The sequence below is a fragment of the Pseudomonas sp. ADPe genome (assembly GCF_014843515.1).
GTDB lineage: Bacteria > Pseudomonadota > Gammaproteobacteria > Pseudomonadales > Pseudomonadaceae > Pseudomonas > Pseudomonas citronellolis.
In genome coordinates, this window is the sequence record NZ_CP062122.1 from 3,760,353 (window position 1) to 3,779,227 (window position 18,875).

21 protein-coding genes are annotated in these 18,875 nt (G+C 69.0%); 6 read left to right on the forward strand and 15 right to left on the reverse strand.

Going from position 1 to position 18,875, the window contains the following annotated elements; translation table 11 throughout:
* Positions 1-59: 59 nt before the first annotated feature.
* A complete protein-coding gene (locus IG194_RS16950) occupies positions 60-734 on the reverse strand; it encodes a M15 family metallopeptidase (protein ID WP_058488286.1) in 675 nt (224 codons plus the stop codon).
* 191 nt (positions 735-925) lie between these two features.
* Here IG194_RS16950 and IG194_RS16955 point away from each other — a divergent pair, with 191 nt between their 5' ends.
* Entirely contained in the window at positions 926-2,551 is a 1,626-nt protein-coding gene (locus IG194_RS16955) for a methyl-accepting chemotaxis protein (protein ID WP_058488287.1), read from the forward strand.
* A gap of 7 nt (positions 2,552-2,558) precedes the next feature.
* On the opposite strand, the gene IG194_RS16960 is transcribed toward IG194_RS16955, so the two are convergent.
* The 9 genes from IG194_RS16960 to IG194_RS17000 all read right to left on the reverse strand — a co-directional run bounded on the left by IG194_RS16960 (position 2,559) and on the right by IG194_RS17000 (position 7,435).
* Entirely contained in the window at positions 2,559-2,765 is a 207-nt protein-coding gene (locus tag IG194_RS16960) for a hypothetical protein (protein WP_009613244.1), read from the reverse strand.
* 72 nt (positions 2,766-2,837) lie between these two features.
* Entirely contained in the window at positions 2,838-3,302 is a 465-nt protein-coding gene (locus tag IG194_RS16965) for a glycine cleavage system protein H (RefSeq protein WP_058488288.1), read from the reverse strand.
* Complete coding sequence (locus tag IG194_RS16970) at positions 3,299-3,673, reverse strand: DsrE family protein (RefSeq protein WP_043318751.1); 375 nt, start codon at positions 3,671-3,673, stop codon at positions 3,299-3,301. Before IG194_RS16970 ends, IG194_RS16965 begins: the two co-directional genes overlap by 4 nt.
* Positions 3,660-4,145, reverse strand: a complete 486-nt coding sequence (locus tag IG194_RS16975) for a GNAT family N-acetyltransferase (RefSeq protein WP_058488289.1) — start codon at positions 4,143-4,145, stop codon at positions 3,660-3,662. Before IG194_RS16975 ends, IG194_RS16970 begins: the two co-directional genes overlap by 14 nt.
* Positions 4,142-4,705, reverse strand: coding sequence for a DUF4136 domain-containing protein (locus IG194_RS16980; RefSeq protein ID WP_058489703.1), 564 nt, complete (start codon positions 4,703-4,705; stop codon positions 4,142-4,144). Before IG194_RS16980 ends, IG194_RS16975 begins: the two co-directional genes overlap by 4 nt.
* Before the next feature lie 120 nt (positions 4,706-4,825).
* The gene (locus tag IG194_RS16985; protein ID WP_058071695.1) at positions 4,826-5,416 is read right to left on the reverse strand and encodes a DUF4136 domain-containing protein; all 591 of its coding nucleotides are present in this window, start codon (positions 5,414-5,416) and stop codon (positions 4,826-4,828) included.
* A gap of 59 nt (positions 5,417-5,475) precedes the next feature.
* Complete coding sequence (locus tag IG194_RS16990; protein ID WP_058488290.1) at positions 5,476-6,228, reverse strand: methyltransferase; 753 nt, start codon at positions 6,226-6,228, stop codon at positions 5,476-5,478.
* Entirely contained in the window at positions 6,221-6,529 is a 309-nt protein-coding gene (locus IG194_RS16995; RefSeq protein WP_043318744.1) for a MazG-like family protein, read from the reverse strand. Before IG194_RS16995 ends, IG194_RS16990 begins: the two co-directional genes overlap by 8 nt.
* A 48-nt stretch (positions 6,530-6,577) precedes the next feature.
* On the reverse strand, positions 6,578-7,435 hold the full coding sequence (locus tag IG194_RS17000; RefSeq protein WP_058488291.1) for a MaoC family dehydratase: 858 nt from the start codon (positions 7,433-7,435) through the stop codon (positions 6,578-6,580).
* Between the two features lie 212 nt (positions 7,436-7,647).
* Here IG194_RS17000 and IG194_RS17005 point away from each other — a divergent pair, with 212 nt between their 5' ends.
* Complete coding sequence (locus IG194_RS17005; protein WP_058488292.1) at positions 7,648-8,640, forward strand: AraC family transcriptional regulator; 993 nt, start codon at positions 7,648-7,650, stop codon at positions 8,638-8,640.
* Between the two features lie 441 nt (positions 8,641-9,081).
* Here the strand turns inward: IG194_RS17005 and IG194_RS17010 are convergent, their stop codons facing one another.
* Positions 9,082-10,437, reverse strand: coding sequence for a 3-oxoacyl-ACP reductase (locus IG194_RS17010; RefSeq protein WP_058488293.1), 1,356 nt, complete (start codon positions 10,435-10,437; stop codon positions 9,082-9,084).
* 167 nt (positions 10,438-10,604) lie between these two features.
* On the opposite strand from IG194_RS17010, the gene IG194_RS17015 reads away from it, so the two are divergent.
* Positions 10,605-11,885 carry an acetyl-CoA C-acetyltransferase gene (locus IG194_RS17015; protein WP_058488294.1) on the forward strand — a complete coding sequence of 427 codons (1,281 nt, stop codon included), beginning with the start codon at positions 10,605-10,607 and terminating at the stop codon, positions 11,883-11,885.
* A 439-nt stretch (positions 11,886-12,324) separates the two neighbouring features.
* On the opposite strand, the gene IG194_RS17020 is transcribed toward IG194_RS17015, so the two are convergent.
* Positions 12,325-12,771: an Lrp/AsnC family transcriptional regulator gene (locus IG194_RS17020; RefSeq protein ID WP_009613218.1), complete on the reverse strand. Its 447-nt coding sequence runs from the start codon at positions 12,769-12,771 to the stop codon at positions 12,325-12,327.
* Between the two features lie 167 nt (positions 12,772-12,938).
* Here IG194_RS17020 and yedA point away from each other — a divergent pair, with 167 nt between their 5' ends.
* Positions 12,939-13,826: a drug/metabolite exporter YedA gene (gene yedA, locus IG194_RS17025; protein ID WP_058489704.1), complete on the forward strand. Its 888-nt coding sequence runs from the start codon at positions 12,939-12,941 to the stop codon at positions 13,824-13,826.
* Between the two features lie 6 nt (positions 13,827-13,832).
* Here yedA and IG194_RS17030 read toward each other — a convergent pair whose 3' ends face one another.
* The 3 genes from IG194_RS17030 to IG194_RS17040 form a co-directional block, all read right to left on the reverse strand.
* Positions 13,833-14,084: a hypothetical protein gene (locus IG194_RS17030; protein WP_009613214.1), complete on the reverse strand. Its 252-nt coding sequence runs from the start codon at positions 14,082-14,084 to the stop codon at positions 13,833-13,835.
* A 120-nt stretch (positions 14,085-14,204) separates the two neighbouring features.
* Positions 14,205-15,788: a rhodanese homology domain-containing protein gene (locus tag IG194_RS17035; protein WP_058488295.1), complete on the reverse strand. Its 1,584-nt coding sequence runs from the start codon at positions 15,786-15,788 to the stop codon at positions 14,205-14,207.
* The gene (locus IG194_RS17040) at positions 15,785-16,390 is read right to left on the reverse strand and encodes a 3-mercaptopropionate dioxygenase (protein ID WP_058488296.1); all 606 of its coding nucleotides are present in this window, start codon (positions 16,388-16,390) and stop codon (positions 15,785-15,787) included. Before IG194_RS17040 ends, IG194_RS17035 begins: the two co-directional genes overlap by 4 nt.
* 113 nt (positions 16,391-16,503) lie before the next feature.
* Between IG194_RS17040 and IG194_RS17045 the strand changes: the two genes are divergently transcribed.
* Entirely contained in the window at positions 16,504-17,400 is an 897-nt protein-coding gene (locus IG194_RS17045; protein WP_058488297.1) for a LysR family transcriptional regulator, read from the forward strand.
* Positions 17,401-17,521: 121 nt separating this feature from the next.
* Entirely contained in the window at positions 17,522-18,607 is a 1,086-nt protein-coding gene (locus IG194_RS17050; RefSeq protein ID WP_081884617.1) for an IS110 family transposase, read from the forward strand.
* Positions 18,608-18,875: the final 268 nt, after the last annotated feature.

An 18,875-nucleotide genomic window follows, 5' to 3' on the forward strand; every position in this document is an offset into this window, starting at 1 on the left:
ATAACACGTTCGCGAGCAAGAACTAGGCGTCCCCCTCGCTCCTACGAAAAGCTGGCAGGCTATTTCACCGGGAAGTCGAAGGCAGTGTTGGGATACGGCTCCTGCTTCAACGTGTAGTGCCACCACTCGTTGGCGTAGGGCTCGAAGCCGTGGCGTTGCATGGCGCTGCGCAGGGTTTCGCGGTTGCGCGTCTGTTGCACGCTGATCAGGTTGGTGCCGTGGTGGGAGATGGGGCCGAAGAAGTCGAAGTGGCTGCCCATGTCCAGTTCCTGGCCGGTGCTGGCGTCGACCAGGGTGAGGTCCACGGTGCTGCCGCGGCAGTGGGCGGATTTCTTGGCGATGTAGCCGTCGCGGAACAGCGCCGCCTTGTCCAGGTGCGGGTAGTAGCGGTCCTTGGTGCGGGTGTCGGCCAGGTCCGCGGCCCAGCGCTGGAAGTGGGCCACGGCGCGTTGCGGGCGGTAGCCGTCGAAGAGTTTCAGTTGCAGGCCGCTGAGGGCGACGTCGCGCTCCACTTCGGCCAGGGCCGTGGCCGCTTCCTTCGTGAGGATCACCCGTGGGCTTTCGTAGCCGTCGATGCGGCTGCCGACGAAGTTGTCGCCGCTGTAGTAGCGCGCTTCGTAATGGGCGTGCTGCAGCACCTGGTCGAGGTAGACGAAGCCGGGTTGCGCCGGCTGGTCGGCGTTGGCGCCGAGGCTGGCCAGCAGCAGGAGCAGGGCGAGGGCGTGGCGGAGCATCCGGCCTCCCGGGCGTGGGGTTTCTTTCACCCTAGCAGCCCTTTCCTGCGACGCATCTCTCTAAATGGCGGGATTTTTCCTACTTAATCCTCAGGTCCAGTTATCCCCTGGCGGGCCGATCCATTCGCCGAGACGAGCGGATCGCGGTTGTGCGGTCCGCGCACGAGTTCGAGCAGCCCAGGAGAGATGCGATGCTCAACCAGATCCGCGTACGTACCCGCCTGCTGTCGCTGGCGTTCCTGCCCCTGCTGGTGCTGGCCGGGGTGATGGCGCTGGCGGCGTACAACGCCGACCAGCTCAACGATGATTTCGACGAGCTGTTCAACGACCGCATGCGCCCGGTGAACCGGCTCAACCTGATCTCCAACGCCTATGCGGTGAACATGGTGGATGCGCTGCACAAGTACCGCTCCGGGGTGATAGACGTGGACGCCTTGCGCGGCGCCATCGGCGAGGCGCGCAAGACCATCGCGGATTCCTGGCGCCTGGTGCAGGACAGCAAGATGACCGATGCCGAGCAGCAGATGGTGGCCGGCATCCGCGCGCGCATGGCCGCGGTGGACAAGCTGGTGGACACGCTGCAGGAACAGACCGACGGCAGCCTGCGCGGCGAGAGCGACGCCAGCTTCATCCGGCGCCTGTATGCGGCCTTCGACCCGCTGGGGGATGCGCTGGAGGAACTGGCCCAGCTGCAGGTCCGCGAGGGCGAAAGGCTGAGCCAGGCCTCCACCGCACGCTACCAGGCAATGAAGGCCAGCTTCGTGGCCATCGCCGTGGTGGTGCTGGTCGGCATGCTGCTGTTCAGCCTGCTGGTCAGCCGTTCGATCAACCGCCCGCTGGAACAACTGGGCCGGACCATCGCCACGGTGCAGCGCAATTCCGACCTGAGCCTGCGCGCCGAGGCCGTGGGCCGCGACGAGCTGGCGCAGACCGCCCAGGCCTTCAACACCATGCTCGAGCACTTCCAGCGGCTGATCCGCCACCTGGGCGGCGCCTCGGTGCAGCTGGCCAGCGCGTCGGAAGAGATGAGCGCCATCAGCGCCCAGGTCAGCGATGCCGCCAACGGCCAGGGCGACCAGACCGCCATGGTCGCCACCGCCGTGCACGAGATGAGCGCCGCGGTGCAGCAGGTGGCGGAGAACGCCCTGGACATGGCGCGGGTGGCCGAGGACGTGCGCCGCGAGGCGCACCAGGGCACCGAGCTGGTGGAGGCCAACCTGGGCGCCATCGAACGTCTGTCGCAGGCGGTGCAGGAGAGCGCCGAGGTGATCGACCGCCTGCACAGCCAGAGCGACGAGATCGGCAGCGTGCTGGGGGTGATCCAGAGCATCGCCGAGCAGACCAACCTGCTGGCGCTCAACGCCGCCATCGAGGCGGCGCGGGCCGGCGAGGCCGGGCGCGGGTTCGCCGTGGTGGCCGACGAGGTGCGCAGCCTGGCGAGCAACACGCAGAAGGCCACCGAGTCGATCCGCGGCATGATCGATTCGCTGCAGAGCGGCGCGCGCCAGGCGGTGGGCGTGATGCAGGAGTCCCGCGAGCGGGCCGGGGACAGCGTGCGGCATTCGCGCGAGTCCGGCGAGGCGCTGCGGCACATCGCCAACGCCATCGACCGCATCGCCGACGGCAACGCGCAGATTTCCACCGCCACCGAGGAGCAGACGGCGGTGGCCCATGAGATCAGCCAGAACATCACCCAGCTCAACGACAGCATCCAGAGCGTGGTGGAGAACGCCGAGCAGAGCGCCGCGGCGAGCCTGGAGCTGGCCCGCCTGGCGGTCGAGCAACAGCAGCAGCTGGCCGGCTTCCGGGTGGACTAGGACTGCCTCACTGGCCCATCAGCAGGCGCTGCTGCTGGGAGGAGAAGCCGCCCTGTTGCTGGAACTGCGCGCCCATCATGGGCTGCCGTTCGACGTCGTCGAGGCCGAAGGATTCCTTCACCGGCGACTCGATGGCGCCGAGGTTGTAGCTGCTCTGCCCGGCACAGCCGGAGAGGGCGAGCAGGGCGAGGACGAGCGCGGGAAGCCGGGGCATGGTGGACTCCTTCTGTGGGGGAGCTTGCGGATCGCACAGCCTAGGCCGGCGAAGCTTATGGCTTGCTTAAGCTCAGTCGCGGCGCAGGGCCTGGACGTCGTTGCCCTCGGGGTCGAAGGCGTCCAGGCGCATGCGTTCGGCGAAGGCCTCCAGCGCCGCCTGGCCGCTGACGAAGCCGGCCTTCGCGCTGGCCCAGTCGTCCGGGCGCAGGCGCACCATCCAGCCTTCGCCGTAGCAGTCGAGGTTGATCAGACCTGGGCGGCGCTGCACTTCCTCGTTGCTCACCAGCAGGGTGCCGGCCAGCGGGCAGCGCGCCGAGGAGGCGGCCTTGGCGAATTCCACCACGCCGAAGCTGCGGTCGCGCTCGATGTGCCAGCCGTCGCGCTTGGGGGTGAAGGCGAAGATCTGCCCGTAGAGCGCGCAGCCATAGGCGCTCAGGCCGAGGGTTACGGCGCCGTCGGTTTCCTCGCGCAGCCACAGGTTGTAGTCCGGGGCGTAGAGCAGGTCGTCGGGGAATTCCAGGCCATGCAGTTTCACAGGGTCAGCACCCGGTCGTATTCGAGGATCATCCGCGCCAGTTCGCCGCCGCTGGCGATTTCGTCGATTTCGCCGATCAGCGCGCTTTCGTCGATGGGCACGCCGGGGGCGCGGCACATCAGCAGGCGCGCGCCGGCTTCCTTGGCCTGCTGGATGAAGTGGCTGAGCGGCTCGCCGCCGGGGGCTGCGTAGAGATTGTCCACCACGTCCTGGCGCGCCAGCTGCACGCCCTCGCCGCTGAGGAAGAGCGTCACCTCGGCGTCCATGCAGGCCAGCAGGGTGGCGGTGTAGAAGGGTGCGGCGCAGCGCGCCGGGGTGCTCGGGCCGCTGCTGACGATGATCAGCACGCGCTGGATGTCAGGCTGGTCCAAGGGCTTTCTCCATCTGCACCAGGGCCACGCGGCGGCCGTCCGGCGCCTGGCGCTCGACGATGCCCACCGGGCGATAGCCCAGGCCGGCGTAGAGCAGCAGGCCGCCGGCGTTGTCGTTGAAGCAGGAGATTTTCATCAGCGGTGCAGCGTAGTCGCGCCGGGCGAGGTCTTCCATGACGCCGATCAGGTAGCGCGCCACGCCGTGCCCGCGGGCCCAGGGCGCGACCATCATGTTGCCCAGCGCGCAGTACTCGCCGGGCAGGCTCTGGTAGAAGTTGGCGAAGCCGGCGGCGCGGCCGTCGAGCAGGGCCAGGGTGCTGGCGCGGCGCTCGGCCACCGCCGCGGCCAGCTGTTCGACGCTGAACGGCCAGCGGGCCTTGGGGTAGGCGTAGAAGAGTTCGTCGGCGCTACGCACGAAGCCGGCCACCTCGGCTAGGTCGCCGGCTTCCACGGGGCGATGCTGCAGGCTCATCCGCGCGGCGGGTACTGGGCGAGGACCTTCTGCACGGTCTCGCGGATGGCCGCTTCGCGCTCGGCCGGGGTCGGCGGGCTGCTGCGCATGATCTGCTCGCCGCTGCCGCGCCATACCAATTTGCCGTCCTTGCCGTCGAGCAGGTCGACCTGGATGGTGGCGACCTTGTAGGTCACGGTGCGCGACTCGGCCATCGCCGGGCCGCCCCAGTAGCCGCCCCAATAACCGTTCCAGTAGCCGCCGGTGTAGGTGGTGACCTGGTCCTGGCGCTGGTCGACGATCAGGTAGGCGCGCACCGTCACGTCGGGCGCGGCGCCGCCCTGGCTCGGGCGCAGGCCGCGCTGGTCGAGCTGGTCGGCCACCGCCGAGCGGATGCGTTGCTCGGTGAGGTCGCTCTTGATGCGCGGGTCGTCCGGGCGGTATTCGAAGGCCGGCTGCGCCCAGGCCCAGCTGCGGTAGGCGGCGAAGTCGCGGCTGGAATCGTAGTCGCGGCTGAGGTTGACGGTCTCACAGGCGGCCAGGCCCAGCAGCAGGCCCAGCAACAACAGACGGCGGATCATGATCGGCATACTCCAGGCAGAGTCTTCATCGAAGCTCAGAGCGTGCGCAAAGGCAAGTGGCGGAATGCCTCGAAATGGCCCTATTCCGCAGTTTTCTGGCAGCAAAGCCGGACAAGCGCCTCAGTGCGGCGGGTAGCCCGACAGCGCCTTGCGCACCGCTTCGCGCAGGCCGCGGGCTTGTTCGCTCTGGTTGCCGCTGGGCTGGTATTCGGCCGAGGCCACCCAGACGGCGTGGTTGTCGCGGGCGTCGTAGAGTTCGATGCGCACCACGTTGACCTGCACTATGTAGGTTCGCGTTACCGGGATGGAGGCGCCGTACCAGGGATCGTTCCAGCCGCCGTAGTAGCCGCCGCCGTAGTAGTCGGTGACTTGGCGGGTGCGCTGCTCGCTGCTGACCCGCGCGCTTACGCGCAGGTCCGGCGTGGCGCCGGGGCGCGCCGGGCGCAGGCCGACCTGGTCGAGGCCTTCGCTGACCGCGTCCTGCAGCGAGCTGCCGTAGGTGGTGGCGCCGCTGGGCGCGCCGGTCCAGTTCCACGAGCGGTAGCGGCCGTAGTCCGGCGGCGCGGCCGGGTAGGCGCCGGGATCGAAGCCCGGGGCGCTGGCCTGGGCTGGCACCGGGGGCGGCGGCAGCGACTGGTTGGTGTAGGGATTCTGGCTCTGGCAGGCGGCCAGCGCGGCGAGCAGCGGCAGCAGGATCAGGCGTGGCGACATGCGGGGGCTCCCGCCCGCGCCGGGGCGCGGGCGACGACGGTGATGGGGCGATTGTGCACCTATTCGCGCGGGCGGCACAGCCAGTGCAGGTAGCGGCCCAGGCCGGCGAAGGCCGGGTGGCGGCGGTAGGCCAGTTCCATTTCCACCAGGTCCAGGGGCTCGGCTTTGTGCTGGAACTCCTGCGGCATGTAGTCGTGGAACACCCGCACACCGCTGCGTGCCTCGATGTTCCAGGCATCCGCCATGGCCGCTTCCAGCTCGCGCGGGTCCAGCGGCTGCTGCGGCGTCAGGCTCTGGCCTTCGCCGGCGAAGCGCTGTTTGCGCAGCTTGCGGAAGTGGCCCTTGAGCAGGTTACGGTAGATGAGCGCGTCGCGGTTGTAGAAGGCCAGCGACAGCCAGCCGTCGCGGGCGGTCAACTGGTGCAGCACGGGGAGGATAGCCTGGGGCTCGGCCAGCCATTCCAGCACGGCGTGGCACAGCACCAGGTCGTAGGGTTCGTCGAGCTGGCCGAGCAGTGCCTGCCAGGGCGCCTCGATGAAGGTGGCCGCGCGGCCGGCCTCGGCGAAGCGCTGGCGGGCGCCTTCGAGCATGGGCACGGCGGGTTCGGCGAGGGTCACCTGGTGGCCGCGCTCGGCCAGCCACAGCGCCATGTGGCCCAGGCCGGCGCCTATGTCGAGCACGCGCAGCGGGCGTTCGGGCAGCGTTTCGGCCAGGTCGGCCTGCAGCACGGCCAGGCGGATGGCGCCCTTGGCGCCGCCGTAGATCTTCTCGGCGAAGCGCGTGGCCAGTTCGTCGAAATGCCGGTCAGCCATGCACGAAGCGCCTTTCGCTGTCGGCCAGCTTGGCGCGCACCACCTGGTCCATGTCCAGGCCCAGTTCGGCGCAGAGCAGCAGCAGGTAGAGGACGATGTCGCCGACCTCCTGGCCTGCGTGGGCGAGCTTGTCGGCGGGCAATTGGCGCGACTCGTCTTCGCTCAGCCACTGGAAGATTTCCACCAGCTCGGCCATTTCCACGCTGGCGGCCATGGCCAGGTTCTTCGGGCTGTGGAAGCGTTTCCAATCGTTGTGGTCGCGGATCGCGTGCAGGCGCGCGGTGAGTTCGTCGAGGTTCATCGGGGGCTCCTTGGGAGCCCCATAGCTTCCGGCTTCAGCGGCGCCGCATCAAGCGTCGAGCGGTTTCCAGGCGCCGGCCATGTGCGGCAGGCCGTCCTCGCCGCGCAGGGCGAACTGCCCGGCCGGGGCCACCTCGCTGGCCAGCAGGCTGACGCTGGAGGGCAGCAGCACCGGCTTCTGGAAGCGCACTTGCACCTGGTAGCCGGCCGCCGGCAGGCGCTCGCCCAGGGCCGCCAGGCTGCGCGCCTTGTTCCACAGGCCATGGGCGATGGCGCGGGGGAAGCCGAACAGCCTGGCGCTGGCCGCCGACAGGTGGATGGGGTTGTAGTCGCCGGCCACCCGGGCGTAGCGCCGGCCGATGTCCGCTGGGCATTGCCAGTGGTCGATCTGTTCCAGCGGCAGCTCGGGCTGTTCCTCGCGTTCCGGCGGCGTGCCTTCCAGGCGCATGCCGCGGAACAGCAGGCGGCTGTCGCCTTCCCAGAGCAGGCCGAGCTGGTCGTGCAGCTGGGTGATCAGGCTGAAGGTCACGCCCTTGTCGTGGGGCTGCAGGTCGGCCACCCGCACGCTGGCCTGGAACGGGCCCAGGCCGCCGAGCGGGCGCAACACGCTGATACGGTTCTCCAGGTGCACCAGGCCCAGCAGCGGGAAGGGGAAGCGGGCGTCGGTGAGCAGGCCCATCTGCAGGCCGAAGGCGAGGATGTGCGGGTAGGTCGGCGGCAGCAGGTGGTCGTTCCTGAAGCCGCACACCTGGCGGTAGCGCTCCAGGTTCCGGGCGTCGACCATCACCGGCGCGCGCACGCCGCGGGTGGGCAGGCTGCGGCCGCGCAGGCCGCGGCGCACGGCGGCGCGCAGGAACAGGCCGGGCAAGGCGGGTGGGGCGGACAGGTCCAGCCAGTCTTTGGGCATTAGGAATCTCCTGGGCGGTATTGCCTTCAGCTTAGCCGCCGGGCCCGGCCGGGCATTGGCCGGGGCGGGGCGGCGTGGCGGCAGGCCGGTCAATCGGCGGCTCTGGCATGGGGCTTGTGGATAATTCGACCGCTGCCATGGCGTGTTACTTGAGAGGCGGTAGGAAAGCTGCCTAAGATGGGCCCGCTTCATGGATAACCAGAATAAATACCATGCACGATCTGACCGACGATGTGGCGCTGATGCGCCCGGTGATCGACGCGCTGCGCGCCAGCGGCAGCGATCCCGACCGTGTGCTCGCCCGGGTTGGCCTGCCGCCGGGCTCGCTGCCGGCCGGGCGCTTCCCGCATAGCGCGCAGAACCTGTTCTGGAAGGCCGCCGCCGAGGAATGCGGCGAGGAGCACGTCGGCCTGTACCTGGCCGGGCACCTGCCGGCCTTTCACGGCCTGCTGCTGGAATACCTGTTCCTCTCCAGCGCCACCTTCGGCGAGGGCCTGCGCCACGCCCTGCGCTATGTGCGCCTGCTCTCCGACACCCTCAACGCCCGCCTGGAAGTGGAGGGCGAGCGCGCCGTGCTGCTGCTCGGCCACAGCGCCGGGACCAACCGGCACTTCCCGGAAATGCTCGCCGGCGCGGTGATCCGCCTGTTCCACGCGCTCACCGAGGGCGACTTCCGGCCCCACGAGGTGGAGCTGATGCACGGCGAAGGCGCCCCCGCCGAACGCTACCGACAGGTCTACGGCTGCCCGGTGCGCCTGGGCGCCGAGCGCTATGCACTGGTCTTCGACGCCGCGGTGCTGGACAAGCCCTCGCGCCACGCCGCGCCGGAGCTGCTGCGCATGCACGAGTCGCTGGCGCGCCGGCAACTGGCCGAGGTGGAACGCCTGGACCTGGTGCGCAAGGTGCGCGAGCTGATCGGCGAGCTGCTGGTGGACGGCGGCGCCACCCTGGAGCAGGTCGCCGCACGCCTGGACATGCCGGCCCGGCGCCTGCGCGAGCGCCTGGCCATGGCCGGGGTGCGCTTCAACGACCTGGTTACCGACTATCGCTGCCGGTTGGCCAAGGAGCTGTTGCTGAAGACCGACGAGCGTATCGAGGTGATCGTCGAGCGTACTGGGTTCTCAGAGCCGAGTACCTTTTACCGCGCCTTCAAGCGCTGGGTGGGGGAGACGCCGGTGGAGTTCCGCAAGCGTGGGAAGGTTTGAGAGGGGCGAACCTCGCGACGGGAGGGAGCGGCTTTTCGTAGGAGCGAGCTTGCTCGCGAACGCTGTTCTGCCGGTGGCTGCGGTGCTTGCCCTGAAGAGCGCCCTCTCCCCGGCCCTTGGCTGCGCGCCCCGCGGGCCTGTCCGGCGTGGGGCGAAGGTTCGGCATTAACCTTGTAGGAGCGGGCCCTGCCCGCGAATCGCGCGCAGGGCGCGCTCCTACAGGTGGGTTTGGTGTCATCGTGTGGAAGCACGATCGTAGGGGCAACTGTCTTGCGCCGAGGTGCTCTTCGTAGGATGGGTTGAGCTTGCGATACCCATGCTGCCGTGGTGATGGGTATCGCTTCGCTCAACACCATCCTACGAAAAGCCGTGCTTCCCTGGAGGTGTAGGAGCGAATTCATCCGCGATCCCCCAGGCAATGCCGGCACATCATCGCCACCCTCACGCCCCAAGCAAACTCTGCCCACACACTCTTAACACCTGCCCACTCACCGCCCCGCTGCCCGGCTGGGCGAACCAGGCCACGGCCTCGGCCACGTCCTGGGGCAAGCCGCCCTGGCCCATGGAGTTCATGCGTCGGCCGGCTTCGCGGATGGTCAGGGGGATGGCCGCGGTCATCTGCGTCTCGATGAAGCCCGGGGCCACCGCGTTGATGCTGATGCCCTTCTTGCCCAGGGCCGGGGCCCAGGCCTGGGCCAGGCCGATCAGGCCGGCCTTGCTCACCGCGTAGTTGGTCTGCCCGAGGTTGCCGGCGATGCCGCTGATGGAGGCCAGCAGCACCACGCGGCCGTCGTCGCGCAGCTTGCCGGCGTCGAGCAGGGCCTGGGTGAGCACCTGCGGGGCCTTGAGGTTGACGTCGATCACCGAGTTCCAGAACGCCTCGCTCATCTTCGCCACGGTCTTGTCGCGGGTGATGCCGGCGTTGTGCACCACGATGTCCACGCCTTCGGGCAGCGCTTCCACCAGCTTCTCGCCGGCGTCCGGCGCGCAGATGTCCAGGGCCACGCCTTTGCCGCCCAGGCGCGCGGCCAGGGCGTCGAGGGCGTCCTTGGCCGGCGGCACGTCCAGCAGCACCACCTCGGCGCCGTCGCGGGCCAGGGTTTCGGCGATGGCCGCGCCGATGCCGCGGGCGGCGCCGGTGACCAGGGCGCGCTTGCCCACCAGCGGGCGGCTCCAGTCCTGCACCTGGCCGGCGTAGGCGGAAAGGCGGATCACCTGGCCGGACACGTAGGCGCTCTTGGGCGAGAGGAAGAAGCGCAGGGCGCCTTCGAGCTGGTCTTCCGCACCCTTGCCGACGTACAGCAACTGCACGTTGCCGCCGCGGCGGATCTCCTTGCCCAGGGAGCGGCTGAAGCCCTCCAGGCTGCGCTGCACGCTGGCGGCGATGGGGTCTTTCAGCGATTCCGGGGCGCGCCCGAGGATGACCACGTGGGGGCACAGGTCCAGGCCCTTGAGCGCGGCCTGGAAGAAGTTGCGCAGTTCGATCAGTTGCTCGAAGCCGGTGAGGCCGCTGGCGTCGAACACCATGGCCTTGAGCTTCGGGCCGTGCTCGGCGGTCCAGCGCGGCAGGCCGTACTGGCCTTCCACGGCGGCGTAGACGGCGTCGGTCAGGCGCTGGCTGAAGCCCCGCACGGCCTCGCCCAGGTTGCCCGTCCCGCCCAGCAACAGGGCGCCGTCCACCGGCCGGGTGCGCCCGGCGCTCCAGCGTTCCAGGCGTACCGGCGCGGGCAGGCCGAAGGCGCCGACCAGGCGGCGGCCGACGTTGGAGTTGGCGAAGGCGATGTAGCGATCGGTCATGGACGGGGGCTCCTGCACGGATACTCGAAGTGCCGACCACTCTACGCAGGCACCGGTTCCGCGCAATTGACCGCGCTGACCTGCGCCATGGCGGGGCGGCCAATGCGACGGGACCGGCTAAGGTTAGCCTGTGCGCCAGAACCCGCTCAGCCCGCAAGGAGCCTTGCATGACCCAGACCCGACGGGTCGCCATCGTCGGCGGCAACCGTATTCCCTTCGCCCGCTCCAACACCGTCTACGCCACGGCGAGCAACCAGGAGATGCTCACCTGTGCCCTCGACGGCCTGATCGAGCGCTACAACCTGCACGGCGAGCGCCTGGGCGAGGTGGTGGCCGGCGCGGTGCTCAAGCACTCGCGGGACTTCAACCTCACCCGCGAATGCGTGCTGGGCACCCGCCTGGCCCCGGAAACTCCGGCCTACGACGTCCAGCAGGCCTGCGGCACGGGGCTTGAGGCGGCGATCCTGGTGGCCAACAAGATCGCCCTGGGGCAGATCGACTGCGGCATCGCCGGCGGCGTGGACACCACCTCCGACGCGCCCATCGGCGTCAACGAGGGGCTGCGGCGCATCCTGCTCGAGGCCAACCGCGGCAAGTCCAACGGCGACAAGCTCAAGAGCCTGCTGAAGATCCGCCCGCGCCACCTGATGCCGCACATCCCCAGGAACGGCGAGCCGCGCACCGGGCTGTCCATGGGCGAGCACTGCGAGCTGATGGCGCAGACCTGGCAGATTCCCCGCGACGAGCAGGACAGGCTCGCCTACGAAAGCCACATCAAGCTGGCCGCCGCTTACGCCGAGGGTTGGCAGAACGACCTGATGACGCCGTTCCGCGGCCTGACCCGCGACCAGAACCTGCGCCCGGACATCAACCTGGAAAAGCTCGGCACCCTCAAGCCGGTGTTCGAGAAGGGCCCGCGCGGCACCCTGACGGCAGCCAACTCCACCCCGCTGACCGACGGCGCCTCGGTGGTGCTGCTGGCCAGCGAGGACTGGGCCAAGGCGCGCGGCCTGCCGATCCTGGCGTACTTCCGTGACGGCGAGGCGGCAGCGGTGAACTTCGTCGGCGAAGGCGCAGAAGGCCTGCTGATGGCCCCGGTGTACGCCGTGCCGCGGCTGCTGGCGCGCAACGGTCTGAGCCTGCAGGACTTCGACTACTACGAGATCCACGAGGCCTTCGCCGCCCAGGTGCTGTGCACCCTCAAGGCCTGGGAGGACGCCGAGTACTGCAAGACCCGCCTCGGCCTGGACGCGCCGCTGGGCTCGATCGACCGCAGCAAGCTCAACGTCAAGGGCAGCTCCCTGGCCGCCGGCCACCCCTTCGCCGCCACCGGCGGGCGCATCGTCGCCAACCTGGCCAAGCTGCTGGACACGGCCGGGAAAGGGCGCGGGCTGATCTCGATTTGCGCGGCGGGCGGGCAAGGTGTGACCGCGATCGTGGAAAAGTAATCCAATACATCGGGCGGCTGTGGCCGGCCCACGATGTAACAGCAACTCCGTGACTTAAGGCGGTGCCGTGCGAGCGGTGCCGCCTCTTTTTTTGCGCGCAGGGTGGGGGCTTTGGCTTTTCGTAGGAGCGAGCTTGCTCGCGAACAGCCTCTCCCGGCAGCGCTATCGTCTCAGGTCGACTCCGTCCCCTCTCCCCAGCCCTCTCCCTGAAGGGAGAGGGGGCTAGTCCGTGCCGAGAGAGGAAGTGGTTTCAGCCGGAAATCGCCGAGGTTGCCGGCTGACTCCAGAGCATCCAAGCGCTCCGAACAGTCCCCTCTCCCTTCAGGGAGAGGGTTAGGGAGAGGGTGCTCTAAAGCCCACCTCCCAAGCCCGCCGGCAAGCACCATTCGCGAGCAAGCTCGCTCCTACGAAAAGCCCTCAGCCTCCAGCCTCCAGCCTTTCATCCCCCCTGCAACATCGCCGGATGCACCCGCCCATCCAGCGCCGTGGACAACACCAGCGAAGTCTTGCTCGCCCCATGCTGCGCCAACTGGTCGATCAGTTCTTCCAGCTCGGCGGTGCTGGTTACCGTCACCCGCAGCATCACGCAGGATTCGCCGGTCACCCGGTAGCAGTCGAGCACCTGGGGGATTTCCGTCAGGCGTTGCAGTTGCAGGGCGCCGCGGTGGTCGTTCAGGCGCAGTTCGATCAGGCACTGGATCGGGCGGCCGAGCTTGGTCAGGTCTACGCTGGCGTGGTAGCCGGTGATCACGCCGTCGGCCTCCAGGCGCGCCACGCGGTCGGCCACTGCCGGGGGCGAGAGGTTGATGCGCCGGGCCAGTTCGGCGAAGGACAGGCGGCCGTTTTCCAGCAGGGCGGCGAGCAGTGCGCGGTCGTATTTGTCCATCGGTTTCTCCCGTCTGTCGAATCGACGGCTTTGCGTTTGAAAATCCATCGAAAGAAAAGTGTTCCGCCAGATAATGCGTTTTCTGTGCCTTATAAGGCCTGAAAGCACTTAATAAAATGAGGCGCCACGACCCACTTGTCGAGCCCTCTGCCATGTCTGTCATGCCCATGCCCAAAGCCCGCGTTTCGCTGACGCTGATCGCCGCCTTCTTCGCCCTCTACTTCATCTGGGGCTCGACCTACCTGGTGATCCGCATCGGCGTGGAAAGCTGGCCGCCGATGCTCATGGCCGGCTGCCGCTTCGTCATCGCCGGGACGCTGCTGCTGGCCTGGGCGCTGTACCGCGGCGCGCCGCTGCCCAGCGGGCGGCAGTGGCTGAACGCCGGGGCCATCGGCGTGCTCCTGCTCAGCTGCGGCAACGGCGGGGTGACGGTGGCCGAGCACTGGGGCGTGGCTTCGGGCGTGGCCGCCCTGGGGGTGGCCACGGTGCCGCTGTTCGCGTTGGTGTTCGCGCGCCTGTTCGGCCAGCGCAACAGCCTGCTGGAGTGGAGCGGCATCGGCCTTGGGCTGTGCGGCATCGTGCTGCTCAACCTCGGCTCCAACCTGCAGGGCAGCCCGGCGGGCGCCGCGCTGATTCTCTTCGCCGCCGCGGCCTGGGCCTTCGGCTCGGTGTGGAGCCGGCGCCTGGACCTGCCGGCCGGGCCCATGGCCAGCGCCTTGGAGATGCTGGTGGGCGGCGCCGCGCTGCTGCTGGGCAGCCAGCTTTCCGGCGAGCACCTGCAGCAGATGCCGGATGTGCGCGGCTGGCTGGCGCTGGGCTACCTGGTGGTGTTCGGTTCGATCATCGCCTTCAGCGCCTACGTCTACCTGCTGGCCAACGTGCGGCCGGCGGCGGCCACCAGCTATGCCTTCGTCAACCCGGCGGTGGCCGTGCTGCTCGGGGTGGCGTTCGCCGGCGAGCACATCGGCTGGCCGGAGGCGCTGGCGATGGCGGTGATCATCGGGGCGGTGGTGTTGATCAGCCTGCCGCAGTGGCGGCGGCGCGAGGCGGCCTGAGCCGGCTCAGTCGATCGGGACGATGCGCACGCGGCTGACGCCGACGCGGTCGGCGCTGTTGCGCAGGTTGGGGATCAGGTTGGGGTCCAGCGGCGCGTCGGTCAGCCCGGTGGGGTCTTCGCCGGTCTCCTGCGCCAGGTGCAGCAGCACCTGGAGCAGGGCGAGGAACTCGTTGGGTTCCTCGGACCACTCGTGGATCAGCCGGCGCGGCTGTTCGCGCAGGCGGTAGTGGATGGCGTAGCGGTGGGTGACGTTCATGGTGGCACCTCTGCAGGCTAAGACACCCCAGAACGTCAAAATTCCCATCACTTTCCCGGACAGCCGACAGGTGGTCATTTTTTCGCCACTCACCGACAGACGTCGCGAAATGGCGGGCTTTCAGATGACGAAAAAGCCGTGGGTGCCATCACGGCCGAGCTGCTCGACCAGGCCGAATTCCCAGTCCAGGTAGCCCTGCATGGCCTCGCGCGGGTTGTCGGTGCCCTCGTAGGGGCGGCGGTAGCGGTCGATGCGCGGCGCGGCGAGCAGGCTCTCGCCTTCCTCGGTGGGCAGCCCGGCGGCGACCCAGGCGGCGGTGCCGCCTTCGAGCAGGAACACCGGCTTGCCGCTCAGGGCCTGCACTTCCGGCACGGCGAAGCGCGCCAGCAGGCTGCTGCCGCAGGTGAGCACGTAGCGCTCGGCCGTGCCCAGCTGCGCCAGCGCTTCTTTCAGCTGGCTGCGCAGGGCCCAGGCGGCGCCGGGAATGTGGCGTTTCACGTAGTTGGCGCTGGCGGTGAAGTCGAGCACCCGGGTGCCCGGCTCGCGCAGCCACTCGGCCAATGTCTGCGGGGCGATGGTCTCGGCCTGCGGCTGCTGCGGCAGCGGCGCGGCCCAGGCGCCCCGCTCGCTGAAGTCGGCGGCGGACAGGCCGTCCAGCACCGCCACCTCCCAGCCCATCTGCGCCAGCCAGGAAGCGCTCATGTTGGCGCGCACGCCGTCGTCGTCCACCAGCACCAGGCGCGCGCCGCGCACGCTGGCGACGTGGTCGGTCTCCTGCACCAACTGGCCGCCGGGGGTGGAGCGCGAGCCGGGCAGGTGGCCGGCCTCGTATTCCTCCGCGGTGCGCACGTCGAACAGGTAGGTGGTGCGCGCGCCTTCGGCCTGCCACTGGCGCAGGCCGGCCAGGTCGATGCGCGCCACCCGCGCGCGGTCGGCCACGGCGCGGGCGCGCTGGGCGGCGGCTGCGCGGGTGGCGGCGGAGACTTCGCCGAAGCGTCGCGCCTGGCCGTGTTCCAGTTGCTGGCCGGCGAGGGTCCAGCCGATGGTGCCGTTGCGCAGCGCCGACACCGGGTTGGCGATGCCGGCGTTCACCAGCGACTGGGTGCCGATGATGCTGCGGGTGCGCCCGGCGCAGTTGACGATGACGCGGGTGGCCGGGCTGGGCGCCAGCTCGGCGACGCGCAGCACCAGCTCGGCGCCGGGCACGCTGATGCCGCCGGGGATGCTCATGGTCTGGTATTCGTCGAAGCGGCGGGCGTCGAGCACCACCATGTCGGCCTTGGCATCGAGCAGCGCCTGCACTTCCTCGGCGGCCAGCGACGGCGTGTGGCGCTCGGCCTCCACCAGTTCGCCGAAGGCCTTGCTCGGCACGTTGACGTCCTTGAACAGCTCGCCGCCGGCAGCGCGCCAGCCGGCCAGGCCGCCGTCGAGCACGGCCACGTCGCTGTAGCCCAGCGCCAGCAGGCGCTGCGCGGCGACTTCGGCCAGGCCTTCGCCGTCGTCGTAGACGGTGACCGGCGTATCGCGGCGCGGCACGCGGGCGTAGACCTCCAGCTCCAGCTTCGACAGCGGCAGGTTGGCGGCGAACAGCGGGTGCGCCTGGGCGAAGGGGTCTTCCTCGCGCACGTCGAGCAGCGCCAGCTCGCGGCGGGCGAGGAGGGCGGCGCGGAGGTCGTGGAAGGTACGGCGGGCGATCTGGCTCATGCGGGGTTCTCTTTCGACAGGTCCCAGATATTGGGCAACTGGCTGTTGGAATAGCCGGAGATGAAGGGCTTCTCTTCACCCTCGGCGGTATAGACGGCACGCCGCACCGCGCCGATGTTGGCGCCGTAGACGTGGATGCTGATGGACGGCCGGTCGGCGAAGGCGTTGCTGACCTGGTGGATGTCGCCGATGCGCGGCGACACCGCCTCCACCTCGCCCGGCTCCAGGCGCAGCGCCGCGCCGGCCGGCTGCAGGCTGCCGTCGGCGGCGAAGGCGAAGGGCTGCGAGTATTCGGCGCCGCGCAGCATGCCGATCAGGCCCCAGACGCGGTGGTCGTGCACCGGCGTGCGCTGGCCCGGACCCCAGACAAAGCTGACCACCGAGAAGCGCTGCTGCGAGTCGGCGTGCAGCAGGTACTGCTGGTAGCGCTGCGCGTCGGGCTGGGCGCAGGCCTCGGGCAACCAGTCGTCATGGCGCACCAGCTCGGCCAGCAGCGGGCGGGCGCTGGCGAGCAGGGTGGCTTCGTCGGGATGTTCGTCGAGCAGGCTGGCCAGGTCGCCGATGAACTGGCGCAGGCGGTCGAGACGCAGGGGGGCGGACATGCGGCGTATTCACTCCGGAAGGTTCTGGGTGTACGGTAGCAAACGCGTTTTTATTCCTGAAATGCATTTTGAATCTAAGCTAATATGCAAGAAATGCAATTGGTGCCAGCCCCATGAAGATCGACGACATCGACGCCTTCGTCGCGGTGATCCGCAACGCCTCCCTGAGCCAGGCCGCCGAGAGCCTGGGCCTGACGCAGTCGGCCATCACCCGCCGGGTGCAGAGCCTGGAGGAAGCCCTGGGCGTGGAGCTGCTGGACCGCAACACCAAGCCGCTCAAGCCCACCGCCGCCGGCCTGCGCGTCTACGAGCAGTGCCGCCGGGTGCTGCGCGAGGTGGACGGGCTGCGCGAACTGGTGGCCAGCGACACGACGCCAAGCGGCGTGCTGCGCCTGGGCGTGCCGCAGAGCATCGGCGAGGTGGTGCTGCTGGAAGCGCTGCGGCACCTGGCCGGCGAGTACCCGGAGCTGCGCGCCCAGGTCAGCAGCGGCTGGGGCAGCCACCTGCTGGCGCGGCTGGAGAACGCCGAGCTGGACGCGGCGGTGGTGCTGTTCCCGCCGAGCAAGGTGTTCCCCGACGACCTCGGCGCCACGCCGCTGGGCCGCGTGGAGCTGTGCGTGGTGGCCGCCCGCGACAACGACGTGCAGGCCCGCCGCCTGCTCGACTGCTACCAGCACGGCTGGGTGCTCAACCCCGACGGCTGCGGCTTCCGCGCCGGCCTGCAGCGCGCCCTGGCTGACCAGGGGTTGGGCTTGCAGCTGAACCTGGAGACCTTTGGTAGCGAGCTGCAGCTGGGCCTGGTCGCCGAGGGACGTGGCCTTGGGCTGGTGCCGGCGCCGGCTCTTGCGCGCAGCCGCTACCGCGAGCAACTGCGGGTGTTGCAGCTGGAGGATTTCCAGCCGCTGATCCAGCTCTGGCTGGTGCGGCCGCGCTTGCTGGGCAACCTGGAGGCGCCGGCGCGGTTGTTCGGCGATGCGGTGGCTGATGGGTTGGATATGCGGGTGGGGTGAGTCTTACTCATTCGCCCCCTGTAATTGGATGGACTCACCCTCACCGAGGCGTCGAGGCGCCACGGTGGCGGTCTAAGAAGCCACCGACAGTGAGGGTGAGTCCATGAAAAAGCATACGACGATGAATAAGCCGGTGTCTGCAACCGATGTATCGGTGTGCACGACAGTCGCCGTGGATCTGGCGAAAAAGGTCTTCCAGGTGGCGGGGGAAGACGCCCTGGGTCAACTGGCGTACGAACAGCGAATCAAGTCGCGTGAAGCGTTTCAGGTGTTTCTGCAGAAGCTGCCGGAGGGCGTGACGGTGCTGATGGAGACCGGCCCTGGAGCACAAGCCTGGGCTCGGCTGCTGCAGGCGCAGGGCAACCCGGTGCGTATCCTGCCGGCCCAGCGGGTGGCCGAGCACCGGAGCGGAGCGAAGAATGATCGCAATGATGCCCACGCCATTCTGCGGGCGGGCCGGGATAGCAGTATCGCGTCGGTGCCGGTGAAGAGCGTCGCGGCACTGGCGATGCAGGCCTGGCACCGGGTCCGGCGGGGCTATGTGCGGCGGCGCACCGCCATGGGTAATCAGATCCGCGGGCTGCTGCTGGAGCAGGGCATCGCCCTGGCGCAGGGGGATGTGGGCTTGAAGCAAGGTGTCACCCGGGTGCTGGAAGACGCCCGCCAGCCGTTGCCGGCTCTGCTGCGCGAGCTGATCGACGAGATGCTGAACGAATGGAAACGGCTGGGCGAGCGTATCGCCGCGCTGACCGGGCGTCTGGAAGCCTGTGCCGCCGCCGACCCGACAGCCAAACGGCTGATGACGGTACGTGGTATCGGTCCGATCACGGCCACGGCCTTACTGGCCAAACAGGTCGAGCCGGAACGTTTCGCCAATGCGCGTCAGTTCGCTGCCTACTTCGGCATCGTGCCCGACCAGCACAGCAGCGGGCAGAAGGTACGGCTGGGCAAGATGACCAAACGTGGCGACGCCTATGTGCGCAGCCTGATGGTCGTGGGCTCGCATGCGGTGTTGAAGCAACTGCGGCCCGATTCCGAACACCCGGACGATCGGCGCCTGCAGCGCTGGCTACAACGTCTGGGGCGCAAGGGCGCGGCAGTGCGACTGGCCAACCGCAACCTGCGTATCGCCTGGGTGCTGCTGTGCAGCGAACAGACCTACCAGCGCAAGCCGAATGCTTGCCGGGAGATGGAAATGAGCCACTGATCAACGAGTTCCCGCCAACGGGGCGCCAAGTCGCTCCAACCCTTGCTGAAGAACATTGACCCCTGGTCAGACCGTCGCGGATCGATGCCTACGCTCCTACCGGCCTTCGAGGCCTCTTTGTAATCGGCATTCCGCGGGCTTACCCAATGTTGGCCAGAAGCCCGACGTGGCTTCCTCGAACAGGCCTAATACATAGATGCAGTCGGGTTTTCATGTTCAAAAGCGGGTTGACGGTGGGGGTGAGTCCATACATAGGAGCGAGCTTGCT